The sequence below is a fragment of the Polaromonas sp. CF318 genome, from assembly GCF_000282655.1.
In the GTDB taxonomy this organism is placed as follows: Bacteria; Pseudomonadota; Gammaproteobacteria; order Burkholderiales; family Burkholderiaceae_C; genus Polaromonas.
The window spans coordinates 21,625-43,256 of the sequence record NZ_AKIV01000046.1; the positions used below are offsets into that span (position 1 = coordinate 21,625).

General features: G+C 65.2%; 17 protein-coding genes. 11 read left to right on the forward strand and 6 right to left on the reverse strand.

The genetic code is table 11. The features are described 5' to 3' along the window. The first annotated feature begins 108 nt into the window (after positions 1-108). From PMI15_RS07065 to PMI15_RS07080, 4 genes are all read left to right on the forward strand, one after another. Positions 109-456, forward strand: a complete 348-nt coding sequence (locus tag PMI15_RS07065) for a hypothetical protein (protein WP_036837881.1) — start codon at positions 109-111, stop codon at positions 454-456. A 54-nt stretch (positions 457-510) separates the two neighbouring features. Beyond that, positions 511-1,461 (forward strand): homoserine kinase, encoded by a 951-nt coding sequence (locus PMI15_RS07070; protein ID WP_007865796.1) that lies wholly within the window; start codon positions 511-513, stop codon positions 1,459-1,461. Between the two features lie 104 nt (positions 1,462-1,565). After that, positions 1,566-2,390: a BPSS1780 family membrane protein gene (locus tag PMI15_RS07075; RefSeq protein ID WP_007865798.1), complete on the forward strand. Its 825-nt coding sequence runs from the start codon at positions 1,566-1,568 to the stop codon at positions 2,388-2,390. A gap of 32 nt (positions 2,391-2,422) precedes the next feature. Next, entirely contained in the window at positions 2,423-3,196 is a 774-nt protein-coding gene (locus PMI15_RS07080) for a hypothetical protein (RefSeq protein ID WP_007865801.1), read from the forward strand. A 3-nt stretch (positions 3,197-3,199) separates the two neighbouring features. On the opposite strand, the gene PMI15_RS07085 is transcribed toward PMI15_RS07080, so the two are convergent. After that, positions 3,200-5,623: a UvrD-helicase domain-containing protein gene (locus PMI15_RS07085; RefSeq protein ID WP_007865804.1), complete on the reverse strand. Its 2,424-nt coding sequence runs from the start codon at positions 5,621-5,623 to the stop codon at positions 3,200-3,202. A gap of 67 nt (positions 5,624-5,690) precedes the next feature. Continuing rightward, positions 5,691-7,052 carry an NAD(P)/FAD-dependent oxidoreductase gene (locus tag PMI15_RS07090; RefSeq protein ID WP_007865805.1) on the reverse strand — a complete coding sequence of 454 codons (1,362 nt, stop codon included), beginning with the start codon at positions 7,050-7,052 and terminating at the stop codon, positions 5,691-5,693. Positions 7,053-7,338: 286 nt separating this feature from the next. Between PMI15_RS07090 and PMI15_RS07095 the strand changes: the two genes are divergently transcribed. From PMI15_RS07095 to PMI15_RS07105, 3 genes are all read left to right on the forward strand, one after another. Then, a complete protein-coding gene (locus PMI15_RS07095) occupies positions 7,339-8,013 on the forward strand; it encodes a hypothetical protein (protein WP_157214560.1) in 675 nt (224 codons plus the stop codon). A 78-nt stretch (positions 8,014-8,091) separates the two neighbouring features. After that, positions 8,092-11,097: a VIT domain-containing protein gene (locus tag PMI15_RS25115; RefSeq protein ID WP_007865820.1), complete on the forward strand. Its 3,006-nt coding sequence runs from the start codon at positions 8,092-8,094 to the stop codon at positions 11,095-11,097. Positions 11,098-11,363: 266 nt separating this feature from the next. Then, positions 11,364-12,341 (forward strand): GMP reductase, encoded by a 978-nt coding sequence (locus PMI15_RS07105; RefSeq protein ID WP_007865823.1) that lies wholly within the window; start codon positions 11,364-11,366, stop codon positions 12,339-12,341. 10 nt (positions 12,342-12,351) lie between these two features. On the opposite strand, the gene PMI15_RS07110 is transcribed toward PMI15_RS07105, so the two are convergent. Beyond that, positions 12,352-13,242 (reverse strand): alpha/beta hydrolase, encoded by an 891-nt coding sequence (locus PMI15_RS07110; RefSeq protein ID WP_007865825.1) that lies wholly within the window; start codon positions 13,240-13,242, stop codon positions 12,352-12,354. Positions 13,243-13,377: 135 nt separating this feature from the next. On the opposite strand from PMI15_RS07110, the gene PMI15_RS07115 reads away from it, so the two are divergent. The 4 genes from PMI15_RS07115 to PMI15_RS07130 all read left to right on the forward strand — a co-directional run bounded on the left by PMI15_RS07115 (position 13,378) and on the right by PMI15_RS07130 (position 17,484). After that, positions 13,378-14,064 (forward strand): GntR family transcriptional regulator, encoded by a 687-nt coding sequence (locus PMI15_RS07115; RefSeq protein ID WP_007865829.1) that lies wholly within the window; start codon positions 13,378-13,380, stop codon positions 14,062-14,064. Between the two features lie 32 nt (positions 14,065-14,096). Next, complete coding sequence (locus PMI15_RS07120; RefSeq protein WP_007865832.1) at positions 14,097-14,978, forward strand: phytanoyl-CoA dioxygenase family protein; 882 nt, start codon at positions 14,097-14,099, stop codon at positions 14,976-14,978. Between the two features lie 160 nt (positions 14,979-15,138). Next, a complete protein-coding gene (locus tag PMI15_RS07125) occupies positions 15,139-16,497 on the forward strand; it encodes an NAD(P)H-dependent oxidoreductase (RefSeq protein ID WP_007865835.1) in 1,359 nt (452 codons plus the stop codon). Between the two features lie 90 nt (positions 16,498-16,587). Further along, positions 16,588-17,484: an NAD(P)-dependent oxidoreductase gene (locus PMI15_RS07130; protein WP_007865837.1), complete on the forward strand. Its 897-nt coding sequence runs from the start codon at positions 16,588-16,590 to the stop codon at positions 17,482-17,484. Positions 17,485-17,489: 5 nt separating this feature from the next. On the opposite strand, the gene PMI15_RS07135 is transcribed toward PMI15_RS07130, so the two are convergent. The 3 genes from PMI15_RS07135 to orn form a co-directional block, all read right to left on the reverse strand. Then, the gene (locus PMI15_RS07135; protein WP_007865840.1) at positions 17,490-18,401 is read right to left on the reverse strand and encodes a proline dehydrogenase family protein; all 912 of its coding nucleotides are present in this window, start codon (positions 18,399-18,401) and stop codon (positions 17,490-17,492) included. 391 nt (positions 18,402-18,792) lie between these two features. Next, the gene (locus PMI15_RS07140; RefSeq protein ID WP_007865843.1) at positions 18,793-20,685 is read right to left on the reverse strand and encodes a DEAD/DEAH box helicase; all 1,893 of its coding nucleotides are present in this window, start codon (positions 20,683-20,685) and stop codon (positions 18,793-18,795) included. A gap of 356 nt (positions 20,686-21,041) precedes the next feature. Further along, positions 21,042-21,605, reverse strand: a complete 564-nt coding sequence (gene orn, locus PMI15_RS07145; protein WP_007865846.1) for an oligoribonuclease — start codon at positions 21,603-21,605, stop codon at positions 21,042-21,044. Positions 21,606-21,632: the final 27 nt, after the last annotated feature.

Sequence of the window (21,632 nt, forward strand, 5' to 3'; positions counted from 1 at the left end):
AGCGCCCCGAACCGGCCCCGGCAGGCGGTTTTTGCCTACACGGCCAGCCTCTTTATTACGACAGGGCGGGGCTTTGTCGCCCAGCCGCCGCAGGCCTACAATGCAGGCATGAACCACGCTTTCCGCCTCCTTATCGCTGCAGCCGCAGCGCTGCCGCTGGCTGCGGCCATGGCCCAGGCACCCGCGCAAAACACCGCGCCGCCCGCCAAGGCAGAGGCGGCGCCGGCCCCCTCGGGGCGCCCCGACCAGACCATCAAACGCATACGCACCGAAGATGCCGGCACCCGCATCGACGAGCTTCGCGTGGGCGGCGAAACCCAGCAGATCACCGTGCAACCCAAGACCGGCGGCGCGGCCTATGAAGTCAAGCCCGCCGAAGGCGCACGCGGCAGCGCACCGGGCTCGACCAGCAACGACACCAACGGCAGCCGCGTGTGGAACGTGCTGAAGTTCTGACGTCCACCATCTCCAGACACACAATTCCAAGAATTCCAGGGTTCAGTTTCAGGCATGGCCGTATACACCGAAGTCTCGTTTGACGAGGCTGCAGCGTTCTTGAACGCCCTGAATCTGGGGCAGCTGCAGAACATCAAGGGTGCCGCGGGCGGCATCGAAAACACCAACTACTTTGTGGACACCGACCAGGGCCAGTATGTGCTGACCCTGTTCGAACGCCTGAGCTTCGAGCAGTTGCCCTTCTACCTGCACCTGATGCGGCACCTGGCGGCCCACGGCATCCCCGTGCCCGACCCGGCGGGCGACACCAAGGGCAACATCCTCCACGAACTCAAGGGCAAGCCCGCCTCGGTGGTCAGCAAGCTGCGCGGCCACAGCGAGCTGGCACCCACGGCGGCGCACTGCACCGGCGTGGGCGAGGCGCTGGCGCGCATGCACCTGGCGGGCCTGGACTACCCGCGCCGCCAACCCAATCTGCGCGGCCTGGAATGGTGGAACGAAACGGTACCGGTGGTGCTGCCTCACCTCACGCCCGAGCAAAGCAGCCTCATCCTGGGCGAGCTCGCCTACCAGAACCACGTGGCGGCTTCTTCCGCCTGCCGCAGCCTGCCGCAGGGCGTGGTGCATGCCGACCTGTTTCGCGACAACGTGATGTTCGAGGACGGCAAGCTCACCGGCTTTTTTGACTTTTACTTCGCCGGCTGCGACACCTTTTTGTTCGACATCGCGGTCTGCCTCAACGACTGGTGCATAGACCTGGCCACGGGCGCCAAGGATGACGAGCGCTCCGCGGCCTTTCTGGCGGCCTACCAGGCGGTGCGCCCGCTGACCGCGCAGGAACGCCAGTTGCTGCCGGCCATGCAGCGCGCCGGCGCCCTGCGCTTCTGGCTGTCCCGGCTGTGGGATTTGCACCTGCCGCGCGAGGCCGCCGTGCTCAAGGCGCACGACCCCAGCCACTTCGAGCGCGTGCTGCGCGAGCGGCTTGCGCAGCCTTACCTTCTTTAAGTCCCGCGGGCGCGGCGGGCAGCGCCCGCCGGTTTGAGGCACACTGCCCCTGCAATCCCTGCCCGGCCCCTCCCTGGCAACCCTTTTCCGAAGTCCCGAAGACCATGAAACTCAACATCGTTCCCGCGAGCACCGGCCTCACCTGGGTCAAGCTGGGCGTCAAAACCTTTTTGCAGCAGCCGCTGGCCATGTCGGGCCTGTTCTTCCTCTACATGGCGGTAGGGACGCTGCTGTCGCTGTTGCCGGTGCTGGGGCTGATCCTTGCCTTCATGATCGTGCCGGCCGCCACGCTGGGCCTGATGGCCGCCACGCAGGAAGCCCTCAAGGGCAAATTTCCCATGCCCACGGTGCTGGTCAGCGCTTTCCGCGCGGGCCGCCAGCGCATGCGCGCCATGCTGGTGCTGGGCGCCCTGTATGCCGCGGCCTGCCTGCTGATCGTGATGGTGGTGCCCTTCCTGGTGGACGCGCCGCCTGTGCCGCTCGTCACGCCCTCAACGGCCGACGCCGGCCGCGAAGCCATGATGGCGCCGCAGTTCCAGCTGACGATGCTGGTCACCATGCTGCTCTACCTGCCGGTTTCGCTGCTGTTCTGGCATGCGCCGGCACTGGTCCACTGGCACGGCATTTCACCGGTCAAAAGCCTGTTTTTCAGTTTTGTCGCCTGCATACGCAACGCGGGCGCCTTCCTGATGTACGGCCTGGGCTGGTTCGGCGTGTTCCTGGGCATAGGCATTGCGCTGAGCATCATCACGGGCCTGACGGGCAGCGCCACCCTGATGGCCGCGGCCATGATGCCGCTGGCGCTGCTCATGGCAGCCATGTTTTCCACCTCGATTTACTTCACGTTTCGTGATAGCTTCGTGGCCACGCCACCCGACGATTCGACGGGGAGCGCTGAGGACGCCCATAACACCGACGACAAACCCTGACGACCCCATCGTTATCCCACCGGAGATTTTTCATGACCCAGCACCAGTTGCAAGGCCGTAGCGAAAAAGAGATTTTGTGGTTTCAAAGACGTGACACGCTCAAGGCCGCCGCGGCCTGGGTCGCCATGGGGGGCTTGCCCGCCGCCATGGCCCAGCAGCGCAGCAATATCGTCGAACTCCGGGGCGACGCCCTGCTCAATGGCGGCCGGCTGCAAAACGGCCAGACCATCATGACCGGCGACCAGATACAGACCGGGCCGGGCTCCAACCTGATGTTTGTCATCGGCAACTCGGCCTTTCAGGTGCGCGAGAACTCGGTGATGACGGTGGAGCGCGGCAGCTCGCTCAACAGCGTGAGCCTGCTGCGCATGATCACCGGCGCCGTGGTCAGCGTCTGGGGCAAGGGCAGCAGCCGCTCCATCATCATGCCCACCCTGACGGCCGGCATACGCGGCACCGGCGTGTATGCCGAAGTGTTCGCCAACCAGGACAATCGCAGCTATTTCTGCAACTGCTACGGCACGGTCGACATGGAGTCGAACGGCGAAAAAGTGCTCTCGCAGTCCAACTACCACCAGGCCTTCTGGGGCGAAGCGGCGCCCAGGGACGGCCGCCGGCTGACGCCCGCCAATGCCATCAACCACAGCGACGAGGAACTGGAATTCCTGGCCGGGCTGGTCAACCAGCAAACCGCCTGGCAGGTCGCCGGCAAAAAAGGCGTCAAGGACGGCCGCGGTTATATGGACCCGCAGCCGGGCCAGATGCACCCGGCGCAGATGCCGGTCATGCCGCCGACGACGCGATAAGCGCTAGACGACGGTGAGCTTCGCGACGCTCAGCGCCAGCCACTTCACGCCGTGACGCGTGAAATTGATCTGTGCGCGCGCATCGTCGCCGCTGCCTTCGAGCATCATCACCTTGCCTTCGCCGAACTTGGCGTGGAACACTTCCATGCCGGTCCTGAGCCCGTGCGAGGGCGCGCTCTTTTGCGGCGGCACCGGCGGGTTGGCAAAGCGCTCGGAGGCGCCGGCCTTGGACGAAAACACATTGCTGGCCCAGTCCTTGCGCCCGCCGCCCGCCTGGCCGCCACCCCAGGCGCCTGAGCCGCCCATGCCCGAGGCAAAACTCTGGTTTTTGGGCGTGATCCATTTGAGCGCGGCCTCGGGCAGCTCGTCAAAAAAGCGGCTCTTGAGGTTGTAGCGCGTCTGGCCGTGCAGCATGCGGGTCTGTGAGTGGCTGAGGTACAGCCGCTTGCGCGCACGCGTGATCGCGACGTACATCAGGCGGCGCTCTTCCTCCAGCCCGTCGCGGTCGCTCATGGAGTTTTCATGCGGGAAGATGCCGTCTTCCAGGCCGGTGATGAAGACGCAGTCGAACTCCAGGCCTTTGGAGGAATGCACCGTCATGAGCTGCACCGCGTCCTGGCCGGCCTGCGCCTGGTTGTCGCCGGATTCGAGCGCCGCATGCGTGAGAAAGGCCGCCAGCGGCGACAGTGTCTCGCCGGTTTCGCTGTCGGGCGCCAGGGCCTCTGGCAAGGGCTCGTTGAGTTGCGGCGCGGAGGCGTCCAGGCCCTGGCTGGCCGGCGACTGCGTGAGCCGCGCGCCCAGTTCGTCGACCGGCAGCGCCACCGCGTCGCGGCCGAAGCCCTCCTGGCTCACGAAGGACTCGGCGGCATTGACCAGTTCAGCCAGATTCTCCAGCCGGTCCTGGCCTTCTTTTTCGGTCTTGTAGTGTTCTTCGAGGCCGCTGTGCTGGAGCACCAGCTCGATAATCTCGCGCAGGCTCAGGCCCGTGGTCTGCTCGCGCAGCACGTCGATCTTGGCGGCAAAGGCGCCCAGGTTGGCGCCGGCCTTGCCCGGCACGGCGCTCACGCCGTCGTAGAGCGAGCAGCCCGCGGCGCGCGCGGTGTCCTGCAATTGCTCTATGCTGCGCGCGCCTATGCCGCGCGGCGGAAAGTTGACGACGCGCATAAAACTGGTGTCGTCGCGCGGGTTCTCCAGCAGGCGCAGGTAAGCGAGCGCATGCTTGATTTCGGCGCGCTCGAAAAAGCGCAGGCCACCGTAGACGCGGTAGGGCACGCCGGCATTAAAAAGCGCGGTTTCCATCACGCGGCTCTGCGCATTGCTGCGGTAAAGCAGCGCGATCTCCTTGCGCTCCACGCCGTCGCGCACCAGTTGCTTGACCTCGTCGACAAACCATTGCGCCTCGGCGAAATCGCTGGTCGATTCATACACGCGCACCGGCTCGCCGGGGCCGGCCTCGGTGCGCAGGTTTTTGCCCAGACGCTTGCTGTTGTGGCTGATCAGCTCGTTGGCCGAGTCGAGGATGTTGCCGAAGCTGCGGTAGTTGCGCTCCAGCTTGATCTGGTGCTGCACCTCGAACTCGCGCACGAAGTCGGCCATATTGCCCACGCGCGCGCCGCGAAAGGCGTAAATGCTCTGGTCGTCGTCGCCGACGGCGATCACCGAGCCGCCGGGCATGGCCTGGCCGCCTTCGGCGGCATCTCCCTGCCCCGCCAGCATTTTGATCCAGGCGTACTGCAGCTTGTTGGTGTCCTGGAACTCGTCGATCAGGATGTGGCGGAAACGCCGCTGGTAATGCTCGCGCACCGGCGCGTTGTCGCGCAGCAGCTCGTAGCTGCGCAGCATCAGCTCGCCGAAATCGACCACGCCCTCGCGCTGGCACTGCTCTTCATAGAGCGCGTAGATCTCGACCTTTTTGCGGCCCTCTTCGTCGCGCACCTGCACGTCCTTGGCGCGCAGGCCGTCTTCCTTGTTGCCGGCGATAAACCACATCAGTTCCTTGGGCGGGAAACGCTCGTCGTCGACGTTGAACTGCTTGCACAGGCGCTTGATGGCCGAGAGCTGGTCCTGCGTGTCCAGGATCTGGAAACTCTGCGGCAGGTTGGCCAGCTTGTAGTGGGCGCGCAAAAATCGGTTGCACAGGCCGTGGAAAGTGCCTATCCACATGCCGCGCACATTGACCGGCAGCATGGCCGACAGGCGCGCCAGCATTTCCTTGGCGGCCTTGTTGGTGAAGGTCACGGCCAGGATGCCGCCCGGCGAGACCTGGCCGGTCTGCAGCAGCCAGGCGATGCGCGTCGTCAAAACCCGGGTCTTGCCGGAGCCGGCACCAGCCAGGATCAGCGCATGCGTGTTAGGCAGCGTAACCGCTGCGAGTTGCTCCGGGTTGAGGTTTTGCAGGAGGGGGGAGCTGGAAACTTCTGGGGACATCCCCCATTGTAGAAAGAACACCGGCCCCGGCCCGGCGCCCTGGGGCGAAGGCCCTGCACGCTGACGGTCAGCTGCCGTCCGTCTTCAGGATGGTCTCTCCCCTGAGCGCCCCGACATCGCGAATGGCCACGCGGTGGCGCCTCCAGCCAGCCCAGGTCCGGCGGAAATTCGCCAGTGAAATGCCGTAATAGATCGCCTTGAACATGCGCAACCGCCCCCAGAAAGGCGTCTTGCCGAAAATGTCGCCGGCCAGCAGCGACAGGAGGGCTTCCTTGACGCGCAGCGGATTGGCCGGGTACATGAACATTTCCCGGATCGTCGGGTTGGTCACGCGGTAGATAAACCACGAATACTCGCTGGGGCCCTTGCGCATCATGGCCTCGAAGCTTTTGCGCACGGCAGGCAGGTCAGCGGGCTGGTCAAGCGCTGTGGCCACCAGTTCGGCACCGTCAAAGGCACTGTGCATCGCCAGGTACACGCCGGACGAGAACATCGGGTCGATGAAGGTGAATGCATCGCCCAGCATCAGGTAGCGGTTGCCGGTGGCGTGGGTGCTGCTGTAAGAGAAATTGCCGGTAGCGTGCACCGCATCGTCGACCAGCGTGGCATTGGCCAGGCGGCGTTTGAGCTCCGGCGCCAGGGCAATGGTGTCCATGAAAAACTCGCGCAGCGGCTTTTCGCGCGACTTCAGGTAATACGGCCAGCACACCGCACCGACGCTGGTCGTACCGTCGGCCAGCGGAATAAACCAGAACCAGCCATGCGGAAACCAGCAGATGCTGATGTTGCCTTCGCGCTTACCCGGCAACCGTTCGACGTTGGTGAAATGGCCGAACAGCGCCGTGCTGTTGTGCTCCTTGCTTTTGGCCTTGGAGCGCAGTTTGTTGGCCAGCAAGGTATCGCGGCCCGACGCATCCACCACGAAGCGGGCTCGCCAGCTGAGCCTGGCCCCGTCCTCCAGTTCGGCCTGAACGGTGGCGCCTTCCGCGTCAAAAACCACATCGCGCACGGTACAGCCCTCGAGCGTTTTCGCACCGCGCGCCGCTGCATTGCGAAACAGAAGCTCGTCCAGTTCAGAGCGCCGCACTTGCCAGGCCGAGGGCATGGATTTGTCCCATGCGTCGGCGAACTCAATGTAGCTGCAGTGCGCGTGTTCGGGTGAAACAAACTCAATGCCCCATTTGGGCATGCCGATGCGGTCAACCTGCTCGCGCACCCCCAGCCGTTCGAAAAGCTCCACATTCGCCGGAAGCAGCGACTCGCCGATATGAAAGCGCGGGTGATGCGCCTTTTCGAGCAGCACCACATCGCGGCCCTGAGCCGCCAGCAGGGCGGCAATGGTGGAGCCGGCCGGGCCGCCACCCACGACGAGGACGTCGCAGGTGGAAGCAGAAACCGAGGCAGATACGAAAGCGGGAATTTCGTTCATGGCGGGCATAGGCGGCAAGGGTTCGCGCAACAGCCATGAAGCAGGCAGCTGCAAGGGTGGAAGAGCTGCGTGCAGGGTAACACCGCTCGCACCCCCGGTCCAACTTTGCTGCTTGTCAAATTGTAGGGTTCGGTTTCGTTTCATCCGCCACGCAGGCATTCACCGGGGTGGCGAATGAGCAACCATCACGCCGCTTCGCAGTTTCTGCGAACATAACCCCATTTGGGGGGTTTACATGATTAAAGGTTTGGCCCAATCAGGTCCGCCATGGCTGACCACCTGCCTGATGGCGGCGAGCCTTGGTTTTGCCGGTATGGCGCATGCACAGTCCTTTTGCTCCAGCGATGGCCAGGGCCGGCCTATGGCCTTGCTCGAGCGATTTATCAATGCCAACTGCGACAGTTGCTGGTCCGACTCCGCCACCCCGCAGGTTGCGGCAGGCCAGGCCGTGATCGACTGGGTGGTTCCAGGCGACAAGGGCGACGACGCGCCGCTGTCGGCCGTGGCCGCCCGCGAGGCGCTGGACCGGCTGGCGGCGCTGCGCCAAAGCCCGCCCGCGCAAACCCTGGCCAGCACCCTGCCAGTGCGCGGGCTCAAGGGGGCCACCCTGCGCGTGGCCCACGGCCTGCCGCTCAGCGGCTACCTGGGCACCTCGATTGAGCTCAAGCCCATACCCACGGCCGCCAAGGGCCGGCAATGGACGGCCTGGCTGGCCCTGGTCGAAACCCTGCCGGCCGGCACCGAAGGCTCGCCGGTGGAGCGCAACCTGGTCAGGAATGTGATCCAGGTCCCCTGGGACGGCCGCAAGCCGCCGGCCAAGGGCGCACCGAATCGATTCTTCGACGCGCGCTCCATGAGCATCGCGCAAGGCGCCAATCCCGAACGCATGCGGGTGCTGGGCTGGGTGGAGGACGACAAGGGCCGTGTGCTGGCTGCGGCCCAGTCGCGCTGTACCTCTTAAAAAATAGTTCGCGCCGTTTAACCCCTTTTCGGCGCGAGCCCCGTTTCAGGGTGCATCGCCAACAACAAGGGGATTTCAATGCCACTCGGCTACACCGCGCGCAGCGCCATCCGTTTCCTCCAGGCTTTGGTTGCGGCCTGTCTCAGCCTCCAGGCGCTGGCCACAAGCCCGACGCCACCGCCGCCTCCCGGCATCAAATTCATGCCGCCGCCCGACTGGCGGCCGCCGGCCATCGCTGTCAACCACAACACGGGCCAGCCCATACAACTGCGCGCGGCTTCGGTGGAAGTCGACGTCTTCGGCGACCAGGCCCGCACCCGTGTCGAGCTGCGCCTCTTCAACCCCAACCCCCGCGTGCTCGAAGGCGAACTGCAGTTCCCGCTGCAGGAGGGCCAGGTGGTGACCGGCTTCGCGCTGGACGTCAACGGCCGGCTGCGCGATGCGGTACCCGTGCCCAAGGCCAAGGGCCAGGAAATCTTTGAAGACATACGCCGCCGGCGTGTGGATCCGGGGCTGCTGGAAGCCGCGGCCGGCAACCAGTACAAGCTGCGCGTCTACCCCATCCCGGCCATGGGAGAGCGGCGCGTGGTGCTCAGCATCACCGAAACCCTGGCGCGCCAGCGCGATGCCGGCGTGCTCAGGGTGCCGCTGGCCTTCGCCTCCACTGTGGGCCAGTTGCAAGTCAGCGTTCGCGCCCACGGCGCCTCGCGCCAGGATGTGCAGCTGCTGCAGGCACCCGCCGGCACCGGGCTGAACGCCGGCACCACCGGCATGGAACTGAGCCTGCAAAAAAACCAGTGGCAGGCGCCGCAGGGCCCGGCCGGCTGGCTGCAGCTCGCGCTGCGCCGCACGGGCAAGCCGCAAGTCATGGTCGGTGAGACCGGTGGCAAGACTTTTTTTGCCGGACAGATCGATGTGCGCGACGAGCCCGTGAGGCGGCCCGCGCCGTCGCACATCGCGCTGGTGTGGGACGCCTCGGCTTCGGCCGCCGTGCAGGCCCGGGTGCTGCCGGTGCTGGAAGCTTATTTCCGCAGGCTCGGACAACCCGTCAGGCTCAGCTTGCTGGTGGTGCGCAACAAGGCCGAAGCCGTGCGCAGCCTCACCGTGGCGCCGGGCCGCTTTGAGGAACTGGCCGACATGCTGCGCGCCGAGCCTTTCGACGGCTCCAGCAATTTCGACGACCTGCCGATTCCCTCCGACGTGGACACCACCCTGATGGTGACCGACGGCCTGATGACGGACGGCAAAAAAACCATTCGCTACACCCACACGGCGCCGGTGATGGTGATCAACGGCGCGGCTTCCGCCGACATGGCGCGGCTGGCCCTGCTGGCCGACCGCACCGGCGGCGCGCTGGTGGATGCCGCCCTGCAATCACCGGACGAGGGCGCGCAGGCCATGCTGATGCATGGCTGGCGCATAGAGAAACTATCCAGCCTGTCGGCGCGGCAGCTCGTGGCGCCGACAACGCGCGTGAGCCAGGGCCGCGTCTCGGTGGCCGGAGAGATGCTCGACAGCAGCGCCCGCGTCGACATCATGCTCGCGCACCCGGACGGGCGCCGGCGCACGCTGGCCTTGCAGGTCAATGCCAGGCCGGTCAGCGGCCACTGGCCCGGCCAGCAATGGGCCCAGTGGCGCAGCGCCGAACTGGCCGAAAACCCCGGCCTTCACAGCGGCGAACTCCAGCGCATCGCGGCGGCTCACGGCATCGTGGGGCCCAACAGCTCGCTGATCGTACTGGAGCTGGCGTCCGACTACGCGCGCTACAGCCTGCCCGCCCCGCCCGACCTGGCCGACGAAGTCGCGCGGCTGGGCCAGCAGCAGCTCGCCCAGGCGGCACAGACACGGCAGGCGCACATCGAGGCCATGGTGCGGCAGTTTGATGAAAAACAACGCTGGTGGGACAAGGACTTCCCCAAGGACACGCCCAAACGTGCCGAGCCCAAGGCCGAGATGCAGGTCAGCCAGGGCGGGCTGGGCAGCCTGGCCGGCACGGCGCGCTCACGCGAGCAGGCCAGGGCCGCACCGATGCCGGCGCCCGTGGCACCCGCAGCGGCTGCTCCCGCTGCGGCGGCACCAGCAGCCGCACCCGCCATGGCCGAGGCCACGGCGCGCGCGGCCGACACCGACAGGCGCAGCGCCAAAGCCGCCGCCGCCGCGCCCGCCGCCACCATCGCGCTGCAGGCCTGGACGCCCGATGCGCCCTACATGAAGCGCTTGCAGAATGCCGGCAAGGATGATCTGTACCGCGTCTACCTTGACGAGCGCGCCGCCTACCTGAGCAGCAGCTCCTTCTACATGGATGCGGCCGGTGTGTTTTTTGAGCGCGGCTTGCCCGAGCTGGGCCTGCGCGTGCTCTCCAACCTCGCGGAGATGAACCTGGAAAACCGCCAGCTGCTGCGCCTTTACGCCTACCGCCTGGTGCAGGCGCGCCGCAACGACCTGGCCGTGCCGGTCTTCGAGCGCATCAGCGAGCTGGCGCCCAACGAGCCGCAGTCCTGGCGCGACCTGGGCCTGGCGCTGGCCGAGAGCGGCCAGCCGCAGCGTGCCGTCAATGCCTTGTGGGAGGTGGTGTCGCAGCCCTGGAACGGTCGCTTCGCCGGCATCAACATGATCGCGCTGGCCGAACTCAACGCGATTGCCGCCCAGGCAAACGCCAGCGGCCAGCCCGCGCTGGACCTGGGCCGGGTGGACACCCGCCTGCGCCGCAACCTGCCGCTGGCCCTGCGCGTGGTCATGGCCTGGGATACCGACGACACCGACATCGACATGTGGGTGAGCGACCCGAATGGCGAGAGGGCCAGCTACGCCAACCGCCTGAGCTACCAGGGCGGCGCCATGAGCCCTGACGCGACGGGCGGCTACGGCCCGGAGGAGTTCTCGCTCAAGACGGCCAAACCCGGCAAGTACGGCGTGGAAGCCCAGTTTTTCGGCCATCGCCAGCAGGTGCTGTCGGCCGGCACCACGGTGATGGTGCGCGTGACCACCGGCTTCGGCACACCGCAGGCGCGCGACGAATGGACCACCTTGCGGCTCACGCGCGGCCAGGAAACGGTGCGCGTGGCCGAGATCGAGCTGCGCTGAAGCCGCCCAAAAGCGTGATGCCACTGTGCATATAAAGGCTATACCGCTTTGGCGAATGCCGCCGGCATGAGAGGCGCCTAGAATCAATCACCGGGCCCAAGCAATTGCGCCCGGTTTTAGCTTCAGCATGACAAGCCCTGCGGGCAATTGTCAGCTTCCGCTGAAACTCTCTTGCGAGAGTTTTTTTGTTGCCGCCCAGGCAACGAAAGCCGGTCCAGTCCAAGCGCCTTCTGTTCTTCAACAGTTTTTTCAGGAGCTTGGGAATCATGGAAATCTTCGACTACGACAACATCCTGCTGCTGCCGCGCAAATGCCGCGTGGAGAGCCGTTCAGAATGCGACGCCAGCGCGACGCTGGGCGGGCGCAGCTTCCGTATCCCGGTGGTGCCGGCCAATATGAAGACGGTGGTCAACGAGGAGATCTGCGCCTGGATGGCGAAGAACGGCTACTTCTACGTGATGCACCGCTTCGACCTGGACAACGTCCAGTTCGTGAAAGACATGAAGGCCCGCGGCGCCTACGCCTCCATCTCGCTGGGCGTGAAAAAGCCCGACTACGCCACGGTGGACCGCCTGGCCGCCGAGGGCCTGGTGCCCGAGTACATCACCATCGACATCGCGCACGGCCATGCAGATACCGTGCAGAAGATGATCGCCTACCTCAAGCAGAAGCTGCCGGCCTCTTTTGTGATCGCCGGCAACGTCGGCACGCCCGAAGCCGTGATCGACCTCGAAAACTGGGGCGCCGACGCGACCAAGGTCGGCATTGGCCCGGGCAAGGTCTGCATCACCAAGATGAAAACCGGCTTCGGCACCGGCGGCTGGCAGCTGTCCGCGCTCAAGTGGTGCGCGCGCGTGGCGACCAAGCCCATCATTGCCGACGGCGGCATCCGCGAGCACGGCGACATCGCAAAATCGGTGCGCTTTGGCGCGACCATGGTCATGATCGGCTCCATGCTCGCGGGCCTGGAAGAAAGCCCGGGCAAGACCGTCGAGGTCGACGGCAAGCTCTTCAAGGAGTACTACGGCAGCGCCTCGGACTTCAACAAGGGCGAGTACAAGCACGTCGAGGGCAAGCGCATCCTGGAGCCGGTCAAGGGCACGCTGGCCGACACGCTGCGCGAAATGGAGGAAGACATCCAGAGCTCCATCAGCTATGCCGGCGGCACCCGGCTGCTGGACATCCGCAAGGTCAACTACGTCACGCTGGGCGGCGACAACGCGGGTGAGCACCTGCTCATGTAGGGCCCGCCGCTCAGGTCTTGGCGGAAAGCCCCAGCAAGTCCAGCGCCAGGCCGTGCAGGCGGTGATCCGTTTCAGCCAATGCATCCAACGCGCTGAAGTGGTTGCGGCGCAGATGCGATTCGCACACCGGCACGATGCGCTCGCCCCAGGCCTGCTGGATCAGCAGGTTCTGGCGCAGGAACTCGGCGCTTTCGTCAGCCCCCGCCACGCTGTAGAGCGTGCCGCGGCGCGGCGCCGGCAGCAGCGCCGGGCTGGCCTTGGCGACCTGCTCGGGCGTGAGCTTGAGCGAGTCTTTCACGAAAGGCGCGTGGCGCATGGGCTCCAGGTCGTAAAGGCCTGAAATCGACAGCGCATTTTTCACCAGGTCCGCCGGCAGGTCGTCGGCATAGGCCTTCCAGTCGCACAGCAAGAGCATGGCCGCCAGGTGTCCGCCGGCCGAATGCCCGGCCACCGTGATGCGGCTGGGGTCGCCGCCGTAGCGGGCGATGTGGCGCCAGGTCCAGGCCAGGGCCTTGACCATCTGCATCGTGATCTCGGGAATCGTCACCGCGGGGCACAGGGCGTAGTTGGGCACCACGACACAGGCGCCGGCCTCGGCGAAGGGCGGCACGATGAAGGAGTGGTCGGACTTGTCCAGGGCCCGCCAGTAGCCGCCGTGGATAAACACCAGCACCGGCGCTCCCTTGCCCAGCTGGGCGCCGTGGACGCCGAAGCCGCCGGCCGGAAACACATCCAGCATTTCGCCCGCATGGTTGCCGTAGGGCACATCGACCTGGCAGGGCAGGCGCTTGCGCACGGCTTGTGAGTCGGCGGCCCAGCGCGCAAAGTAGGCCGGGTGGTCCGGCACCAGCGCGCGGTTGTTGTACATGCGGTCCAGCCAGGCGGGATCGAAGGGGTTCATTGTTGTTCTCCTGAAAAATGGCAAAGCAGTCAGTGGCCGCCATCTTGGCACAGCCCGGCCCGCGCGCAGCCGGATACGGGTAAACCCGGAACCATTGGTCAGTCGATCAGCGTATTCTGTATACAGAGTACAAATATGCCATCCCAGCTGATCAAAATCGAATCCACCCCCGACCTGGTCGACCAGGTCTACCGCAACCTGCTGGACGCCATCAGCGAGGGCTCGCTGGCGCCGGGCGCGCGCATCACGCAGGAAGAGATTGCCGCGCAGCTCGCGGTCTCGCGCCAGCCGGTGCTGCAGGCCTTGCGGCTGCTGAAAAAAGACGGTTTTGTGCTGGATGCGCCCGGCCGCGGCGTGCTGGTCGCGCCGCTGGACGTGGCCTCGCTGGTGCAGATTTACCAGGTGCGCAGCGCGCTGGATGCGCTGGCCGCCCGGCTGGCCGCGCAGGCTCGCGCCCGGTTGGACCCGCGGTTGGTCAGCCAGGGCCGCGAAGCCGCGCGCGGCAGTGACGTCAAGGCCATGATGGCGGCCGATGCGCGCTTTCATGCGGCGATTTATGAAGCCTCGGGCAACCCGCTGATCGCCCAGAGCGCGCAGCTGCACTGGCATCACATACGCCGCGCCATGGGCGCCGTGCTGCAGCTGTCGACCATGCGCGAATCGATCTGGGACGAACACGAGGCCATCGCCGAGGCCATTGCCGCCGGCGACGCCGACAAGGCCGAGGCGCTGATACGCGAGCATGGTGAAGAAGCCGGCCACAACCTGGCCAGGCTGCTGTCCAGCGCGCTGGCCCAGCCCGCCGCGTCCACCGCTCCCTGAAGCATCCGAACAACGACCGAAGGAGACATGCAATGAGACTGAGCCCCGAACAGCTTGCCCAATTCGACCGCGACGGTTACCTGTTTTTCCCCGGCCTGTTCACGCCGGAGGAAACCCAGGTGCTCAATGACGCCGTGCCCGAACTCTACGAGCGGCGCGAGAACTACAACATCCGCGAAAAAGGCAAGGACGCGGTGCGCACCAACTTCGCGGCGCATATGTACAGCGAGCCCTTTGCGCGCCTGGCCCAGCACCCGCGCATGGTCGAGCCGGTGGAGGACCTGCTGGGCGAGCAGCTCTATATGCACCAGTTCAAGATCAACGGCAAGATGGCTTTTGAAGGCGATGTCTGGCAATGGCACCAGGACTACGGCACCTGGCTCAACGACGACATGATGCCGACCGAGCGCGCGATGAACGTGGCCATCTTCCTGGACGAGGTAACCGAGCACAACGGTCCGCTGATGTTCATCCCGGGCAGCCACAAAAAAGGCGTGGTCGATGCAAAACACGACCTCACCACCACCAGCTATCCCCTCTGGACGGTGGACAACGACCTGATACGCCAGCTGGTGCAGCGCGCCGGCGGCAAGCAAGGCGGCATCGTCAGCCCCAAGGGCCCGGCCGGCTCCATGATTTTGTTCCACTCCTGCTTGGTGCACGCCTCGGGCAGCAACCTCTCGCCCTTTAACCGGGTCAGCGTCTACCTGAGCCTGTGCGCCGTCAGCAACCACATACGCCGCCACAAGCGCCCCGAGTACATCGCCCACCGCGACTTCAGGCCCATCAGCTGCCTGCCCGACGACTGCCTGCTCAAGGACTACCCGGTGGACCTGCCCTGGAAGGATGGCGTGCCGGCCTCGGCGCTGCAGACCTCGATGGAGGAAATCTCGCCTGAGCGCAAGGCAGCATAAATGTCGTTCCCCCCGTTGCTCGCTCACTTCGTGTAGCAGCCTCCCCCTCAAGGGGCATCACCAGTGGCCTGGCAAAGCCAGTTCCACGGTGATCCCTCGAAAAGATGCGCGCTCCACTCCCACCATCCCAGGTTGCGCGGAGCCCAACAGAGAAAGTGATATGAATCTTTACTCCAAACTCCAGCAACGCGCGGCCGACAACAAACCGGTGCGCATAGGCCTGATAGGCGCCGGCAAATTCGGTTCCATGTACCTGGCGCAAATTCCCCGCACGACCGGCGTGCACCTGGTGGCGATTGCCGACCTGTCGCCAGAGGCGGCGCGCACCAACCTCGCCCGCGTGGGCTGGAAACCCGAGATGGCCCAGGCCGCCTCGGCGCAGGCGGCCATCAAGGCCGGCACGACCTGGGTTACCGACGACTGGCAGGCGGTGGTCACGCATCCGCAGATCGACATCGTTGTGGAGTGCACCGGCAACCCGATTGCCGCGGTGGAGCATTGCCTGCAGGCCTTCGCGCACGACAAGCATGTGGTCAACGTCACGGTGGAGGCCGACGCTTTTTGCGGCCCGCTGCTGGCGCGCAAGGCGGCGCAGGCCGGTGTGGTGTATTCGCTGGCCTTCGGCGACCAGCCGGCATTGATCTGCGACCTGGTGGACTGGGCGCGCACCTGTGGCTTCCCGGTGGTGGCGGCGGGCCGCGGCCACAAATGGCTGCCGCATTTTTGCGAGTCCACGCCCGAGACCGTGTGGGGCAATTACGGCCTCACGCCCGAGCAGGCCGCGCGCGGCGGGCTGAACCCGAAGATGTTTAACAGTTTCCTGGACGGCTCCAAGCCCTCCATCGAATCCACGGCTGTCGCCAACGCCACGGGCCTCACGGTGCCCAGCAACGGCCTGCTCTACCCGCCTGCCAGCGTGGAAGACATCCCTTATGTGACACGACCCATCAGCGAAGGCGGCGTGCTGGAGCGCAAGGGCATGGTGGAAGTCATCTCTTCGCTGGAAGCCAACGGCCGCAAGATCCCCTATGACATCCGCATGGGGGTCTGGGTGACGGTGGAGGCCGAGACCGACTACATCAAGAACTGCTTTGAGGAATACAACGCCCACACCGATCCGAGCGGGCGCTATTTCACGCTGTACAAGCGCTGGCACCTGATAGGCCTGGAGGTCGGCGTCTCGGTCGCCAGCGTCGCGCTGCGCGGCGAGCCGACCGGCGTGGCGACCTGCTGGAACGCCGACGTGGTGGCCACGGCCAAGCGCGACCTGCAGCCCGGCGACATGCTTGACGGCGAAGGCGGCTACACCGTTTGGGGCAAGCTGCTGCCGGCCGATACCTCCATAAAGATGGGCGGCCTGCCCTTGGGCCTGGCGCACCAGGTCAAGGTGGTGCGCGCGGTCAAGAAGGGCCAGAGCCTGAGCTGGGGCGACGTGGCCATGGACACCTCCACCCCGGCCTGTAAAGTGCGGCAGGAAATGGAAGCCATGTTCGCGCCGGCCCTGAAAAAAGCGGCATAAAAACATCCTGAAACGCTGCCTAGAAAGCTCGCTGACAGCCTTCTCGCGCGGCCGGCCTCATGATGGCTAAAAGCCACTGTGAGGACCCGAATGACCACCGCCAGCGACACGCCCCTTCCCCGCATCGCCTTCCTGGGCACGGGCATCATGGGGCTTCCCATGGCCAGGCGGCTTTGCGCAGCCGGCTGCGCACCGCAGGTGTGGAACCGCACGCCGGCCAAGGCCGGGCCGCTGGCGGCGCTGGGCGCCGCCGTGCACGCGCGTGCCGCCGCCGCGGTGGCGAACGCCGAGATCGTCATCAGCATGCTCGAAAGCGGCCCGGTGGTCGAAGAGGTGCTGTTCGCGCAAGGCGTGGCCGCCGCGATGAAGCCGGGCGCCCTCTTTCTCGACATGGCGTCCATCCAGCCGCGCGAAGCGCGCGACCATGCGGCGCGCCTGGGCGCGCTGGGCATTTCGCACCTCGATGCCCCCGTGTCGGGCGGCCCCGGCGGCGCGGAAACCGGCACGCTGGCCATCATGGCCGGCGGCAAGCCGGAAGATTTCGCCAGGGCCTTGCCGGTGCTCCATCACTTCGGCCGCGCGACCCACGTGGGCCCGCACGGCAGCGGCCAGCTCACCAAGCTGGCCAACCAGATGATTGTGGGAATCACGATTGGCGCGGTGGCCGAAGCGTTGCTGTTCACCTCGCGCGGCGGGGCCGACATGGCCAAAGTCAGGGAAGCCATCACCGGCGGCTTTGCCGACAGCCGCGTGCTGCAAGTGCACGGCCAGCGCATGCTGGAGCGCGACTTCGCGCCGCGCGCGCGCATGGACATCCAGCTCAAGGACATGCGCAACGCACTGGCGACCGCGCAGGAGATCGGCTTTGAAGTACCGATCACGTCGCTGTTCGAGCGGCTTTATGCCGGGGGCGTGGAGAACGGCCTGACCGACCTGGACCAGTCGGCGCTGTTTGTCGAACTGGCCAGCCGCAACGGCATGAGCTGAATCCCTCAGCGGGTCAGCAGGGCGCGCAACAGGTAGCCGGCGATGCGCGGATTTTCCTTGATGCGCCGCATGCTGTAGCCGTACCAGTCCCTGCCGTAGGGCACGTAGATGCGGACCGCGTAACCCTCTTTGAACAGGCGGTCGCGCAGGCTCTCGCGCACACCGAGCAGCATCTGGAACTCGAACGCCGCATGGGGCACCTGCCGGCGGCGCGCCAGTGCGATCACTTCGTCGACGAGTTCTTCGTCATGCGTCGCAACGCCCACGAAGGTGCCGCTCTCGAAGCAAGACGCGACATGCCGCAGAAAGTGCGGATTGATCGCGCGCCGGTCTTGCCAGGCCCTTTCAACGAGATGTTCGTGATCCTCGACATAAATCCCTTTGCAGATGCGCAGGTTTTCACGCGCACCGAGCAAGGAAGCGATGTCCGCGTCGGTGCGCTTGAGGTAGGCCTGCAACACGAGACCGACATTGCCGTATCCGCGGCGCTTCAGGCGCAGCAGCAGATCGATCTCGCGCTGCGTGCAGCTCGCATCCTCCATATCCATGCGCACAAAGATGGAGTAAACCTTGGCGGCATCGAGCAAACGCTCGAGATTGCGCTCGCAGTGCGCTTCATCGAGTAACAAGCCAAGTGCGGTGGGCTTCACCGAAATATTTGCGCGCAAACCCTCACGCGCAATCGCTTCGAGCACTTTGAGGTATTCACGGGTCGTAGCGTCGGCTTGAGACAGTGATTCGGTGGTTTCACCAAGGACGTCGACCGTCGCGGCAAAGCCGGCGGCATTGAGCGCTGCAACGCGCTCAATTGCATCGGCCACAGTGTCACCGGCGATGTAACGGCGTGAGATTTTACGAATCAGCGCGCGCGGCGCCAGGGCAATGGCCGAAGCCATCAAGGTATTGAACAGGGACATGACAGTTTCCAAAGAAATGAAATGGACAAGACCGCGGGCACGACGTGGATCGTCGTCAATCGAAAGCGCGGTCGTGATCGGGCACACCGGCCGGAAAGCTATCCAGCGGGGTGCGGGCAATACTTCCGCGGTACCTCAGGACAAAGGCCCGGGCACCGGCAGAAGCAAGATTTCAGTTCTTTGAAAGAGGGGGCCAGGCGGCTGCGTACATGTCTATGCTTTTTGGAGGGCGCCGGACTGCCGGCACCGCCATCGCATCATAGCGTCTGGGCGGCCGCACTTGCCGGCACGGGCGCGGCCCAGGGTACGCGGATGCGGAAAAGAAAAAGCCGCTGCGGACAATGTCTGCAGCGGCTTTTTTTGTTTGCCGTCGTGACGACGACGCTAAAGATCAGTCGCGCACGGGCTTGGAGAACTTGCCGCCCTTCTTGGCCGCATCACGGGGCACAAAGACCTTGCCGGCGGGCTTGGCAAAACCAGGCTTGCGGTTGGCGAAGTCGGGGCGCGGTGCGAAGCCTTCGTTGCGTGCGCCGAAATTGCGGTCGTCACGCTGGGCGAAGCCGGCGTTGTGGCCGCCGCCGAAGCCGCCGCGATCGTCCTGGCGGCGCGGGCCGCGGTCGTTGAAACCGGAGCGGTCGGCATAGCCGTTACCCTGCGGTGCGGGAGGACGGCCCTGGAAGGAGCCGCGGTCGTCGCGCTCGAAACGGTTGTTGCCAAAACCGGCGAAACCGCCGTTGCCAAAACCACCCGCCGGCTTGCGGCCGGCAAAGCCGCCGCGATCACCGCCGCCGCCGAAGCCGCGGCCGCCACGGTCACCGCCGAAGTTGCCGCGCGGGCGCTCCGAGGTGGGGGCGAAGCGCTGCTGCGGCTCCAGGCCGGCGATCACGCTGGGCTTGAGGTTTTGCTGCATGTAGTGCTCGATGTCCTGGATCTTGCGGCGATCACGGAACTCGGCGATGGTGACGGCCTTGCCTTCGCGGCCGGCACGGCCGGTGCGGCCGATGCGGTGCACATAGTCTTCGGCTTTCATGGGCAGGCCGTAGTTGATCACGTGGGTGATGGTGGGCACGTCCAGGCCGCGGGCGGCCACGTCGGTTGCCACCAGCACCTGCACGCGGCCGTCGCGGAAAGCCATCAGGCGGCGATTGCGCAGGCCCTGGCTCAGCGCGCCGTGCAGCGCCACGGCGCTGAAGCCTTCCTGGACCAGGTCGTTGGCCAGGCCGTCGCACTCAACCTGGGTGCTCGCGAACACGATGGCCTGGTTGATGGTGGTGTCACGCAGCAGGTGGTCCAGCAGCTTGCGCTTGTGGGTCATGTTGTCGGCCCACAGCAGCGATTGCGTGATGGAGGTGTGCTTTTCGTGCGGCGAGTCGATCTCGACGCGCTGCGGCGTGCGCATGACGCGGGTGGCCAGCTGCATGATGCGGGGCGCAAACGTGGCGCTGAACATCATGGTTTGCTTGCGTTCTATCGTGAGCTGGTTGACTTCCGTCAGGTCGTCGGCAAAGCCGAGGTCCAGCATGCGGTCGGCCTCGTCGACGACGAGGAACTGCACCTGGTCCAGCTTGATCTGCATGCTGCGCTGCAGGTCGAGCAGGCGGCCGGGCGTGGCGACCACGAGGTTGGCGTTCTGCAGCTTGGCGATCTGCAACTGGTAAGGAATGCCGCCAACGACGTTGGCGATGCGCAGGCCGCGGCAGTGGCGCACGAGATCGATCGCGTCGGCGCAGACCTGCTGGGCCAGCTCACGCGTGGGGCACAGGATCAGCGCGCCGGGCGTGGCGGCCTTGAAGTTGCGGGGGCTGGTCGGGTCCTTGCGCTTGGGCTTTTTCAGCGGCGCTTCGCCGCGGGCGACAGCTTCAGCGCTCAGGCGTTCGAACTCGGCACGCTCAAAGCGTTCGGCTTCTTCCTGCTGCTTGAGCAGGGTGTGCAGCACGGGCAGCAGGAAAGCAGCGGTCTTGCCGCTGCCGGTCTGGCTGGAAACCAGCAGGTCGGTGAACTTGGCAGCTTTGGGGTCGGCATCCAGGGCCTGCATGGCCTTGGGGATGGTCGCCATCTGCACCGCGGTGGGCTTGGTAAAGCCCATGTCGGCGACGGCCTGCAGCAGTTCCTTGGCCAGGCCGAGCGCTACAAAGCCGTTGGGTTCGGCCACGACTGCGTCGAGCGAAGTGGAGGCCTCAGGCGCATCGGAAAAATCCGGAACGGCGTTGAAAGCGGTGTCGTTGTTGTCGTTGGCAATGGCTTCAGGCAAAAAGTCGCCACGAGCCTCAAAAGAGTCAGTCATGTTTTTCTCACTAATCACCTGTTCGCAGCGCTTTTGGCGAAGGAACAGGAAACTTCCCCTCCCGCGATGCGGAAGGATTCGTTCATGGTTAATAAAACATCAACCATCAAACGAATATGCGGCCCGGGCGGCAAACTTGACGCTGTGCCCGAAGCGGTGACTCCGTTGTTGGAGTCCAAAAGTGTGAGGTAGATGTACAAATGCAGCGCACCCTGTGCAACCGCAAGCCCACGATTATAGTGTGTTTTACGGGTTTCTACCAGTCCCCCGCTTGATCAAGGGCTATCGGGCCTTGCAGACGCTCTCATTTCAGGAGCAGGTTGCACTTACCCAGCCTAACAAAACCAGTCAAAGAATCACTTCAGGAAGTGTTCCCGATAGTGCTCCAGTTCGTCGATGGACTCGTGCACATCGGCCAGCGCCGTATGGCTCTGGCGCTTCTTGAAAGCGCTATAGACCTCAGGCCGCCAGCGCTTGGCCAGCTCCTTGAAAGTGCTGACGTCGACGTTGCGGTAGTGCAAAAAGGCTTCCAGCCTGGGCATGTACTTGACCAGGAAACGCCTGTCCTGGCTGATGGTGTTGCCGCACAGGGGCGAGCTGCCCTTGGGCACGTACTGGGCCAGGAAGGCCAGTATCTGCGCTTCGGCATCCGCCTCGTCCACCGTGCTGGCCTTGACCTTGTCGATCAGGCCGCTGCGGCCATGGGTGCCCTTGTTCCAGGCATCCATCTGGTCCAGCAATTCGTCGGTCTGGTGGATCGCCAGGACCGGGCCCTCGATGCGCGGCGTAAGCTGCGGGCCGGTCACGATCACGGCGATTTCAATGAGGCGCTCCTTTTCCGGGTCCAGGCCGGTCATTTCGCAGTCCAGCCAGACGAGGTTCTGGTCTGATTTTTTGAGTGTGGTTTCAATTTCGGGCATGCCGAGATTCTCGCTGATCGCCTAAAC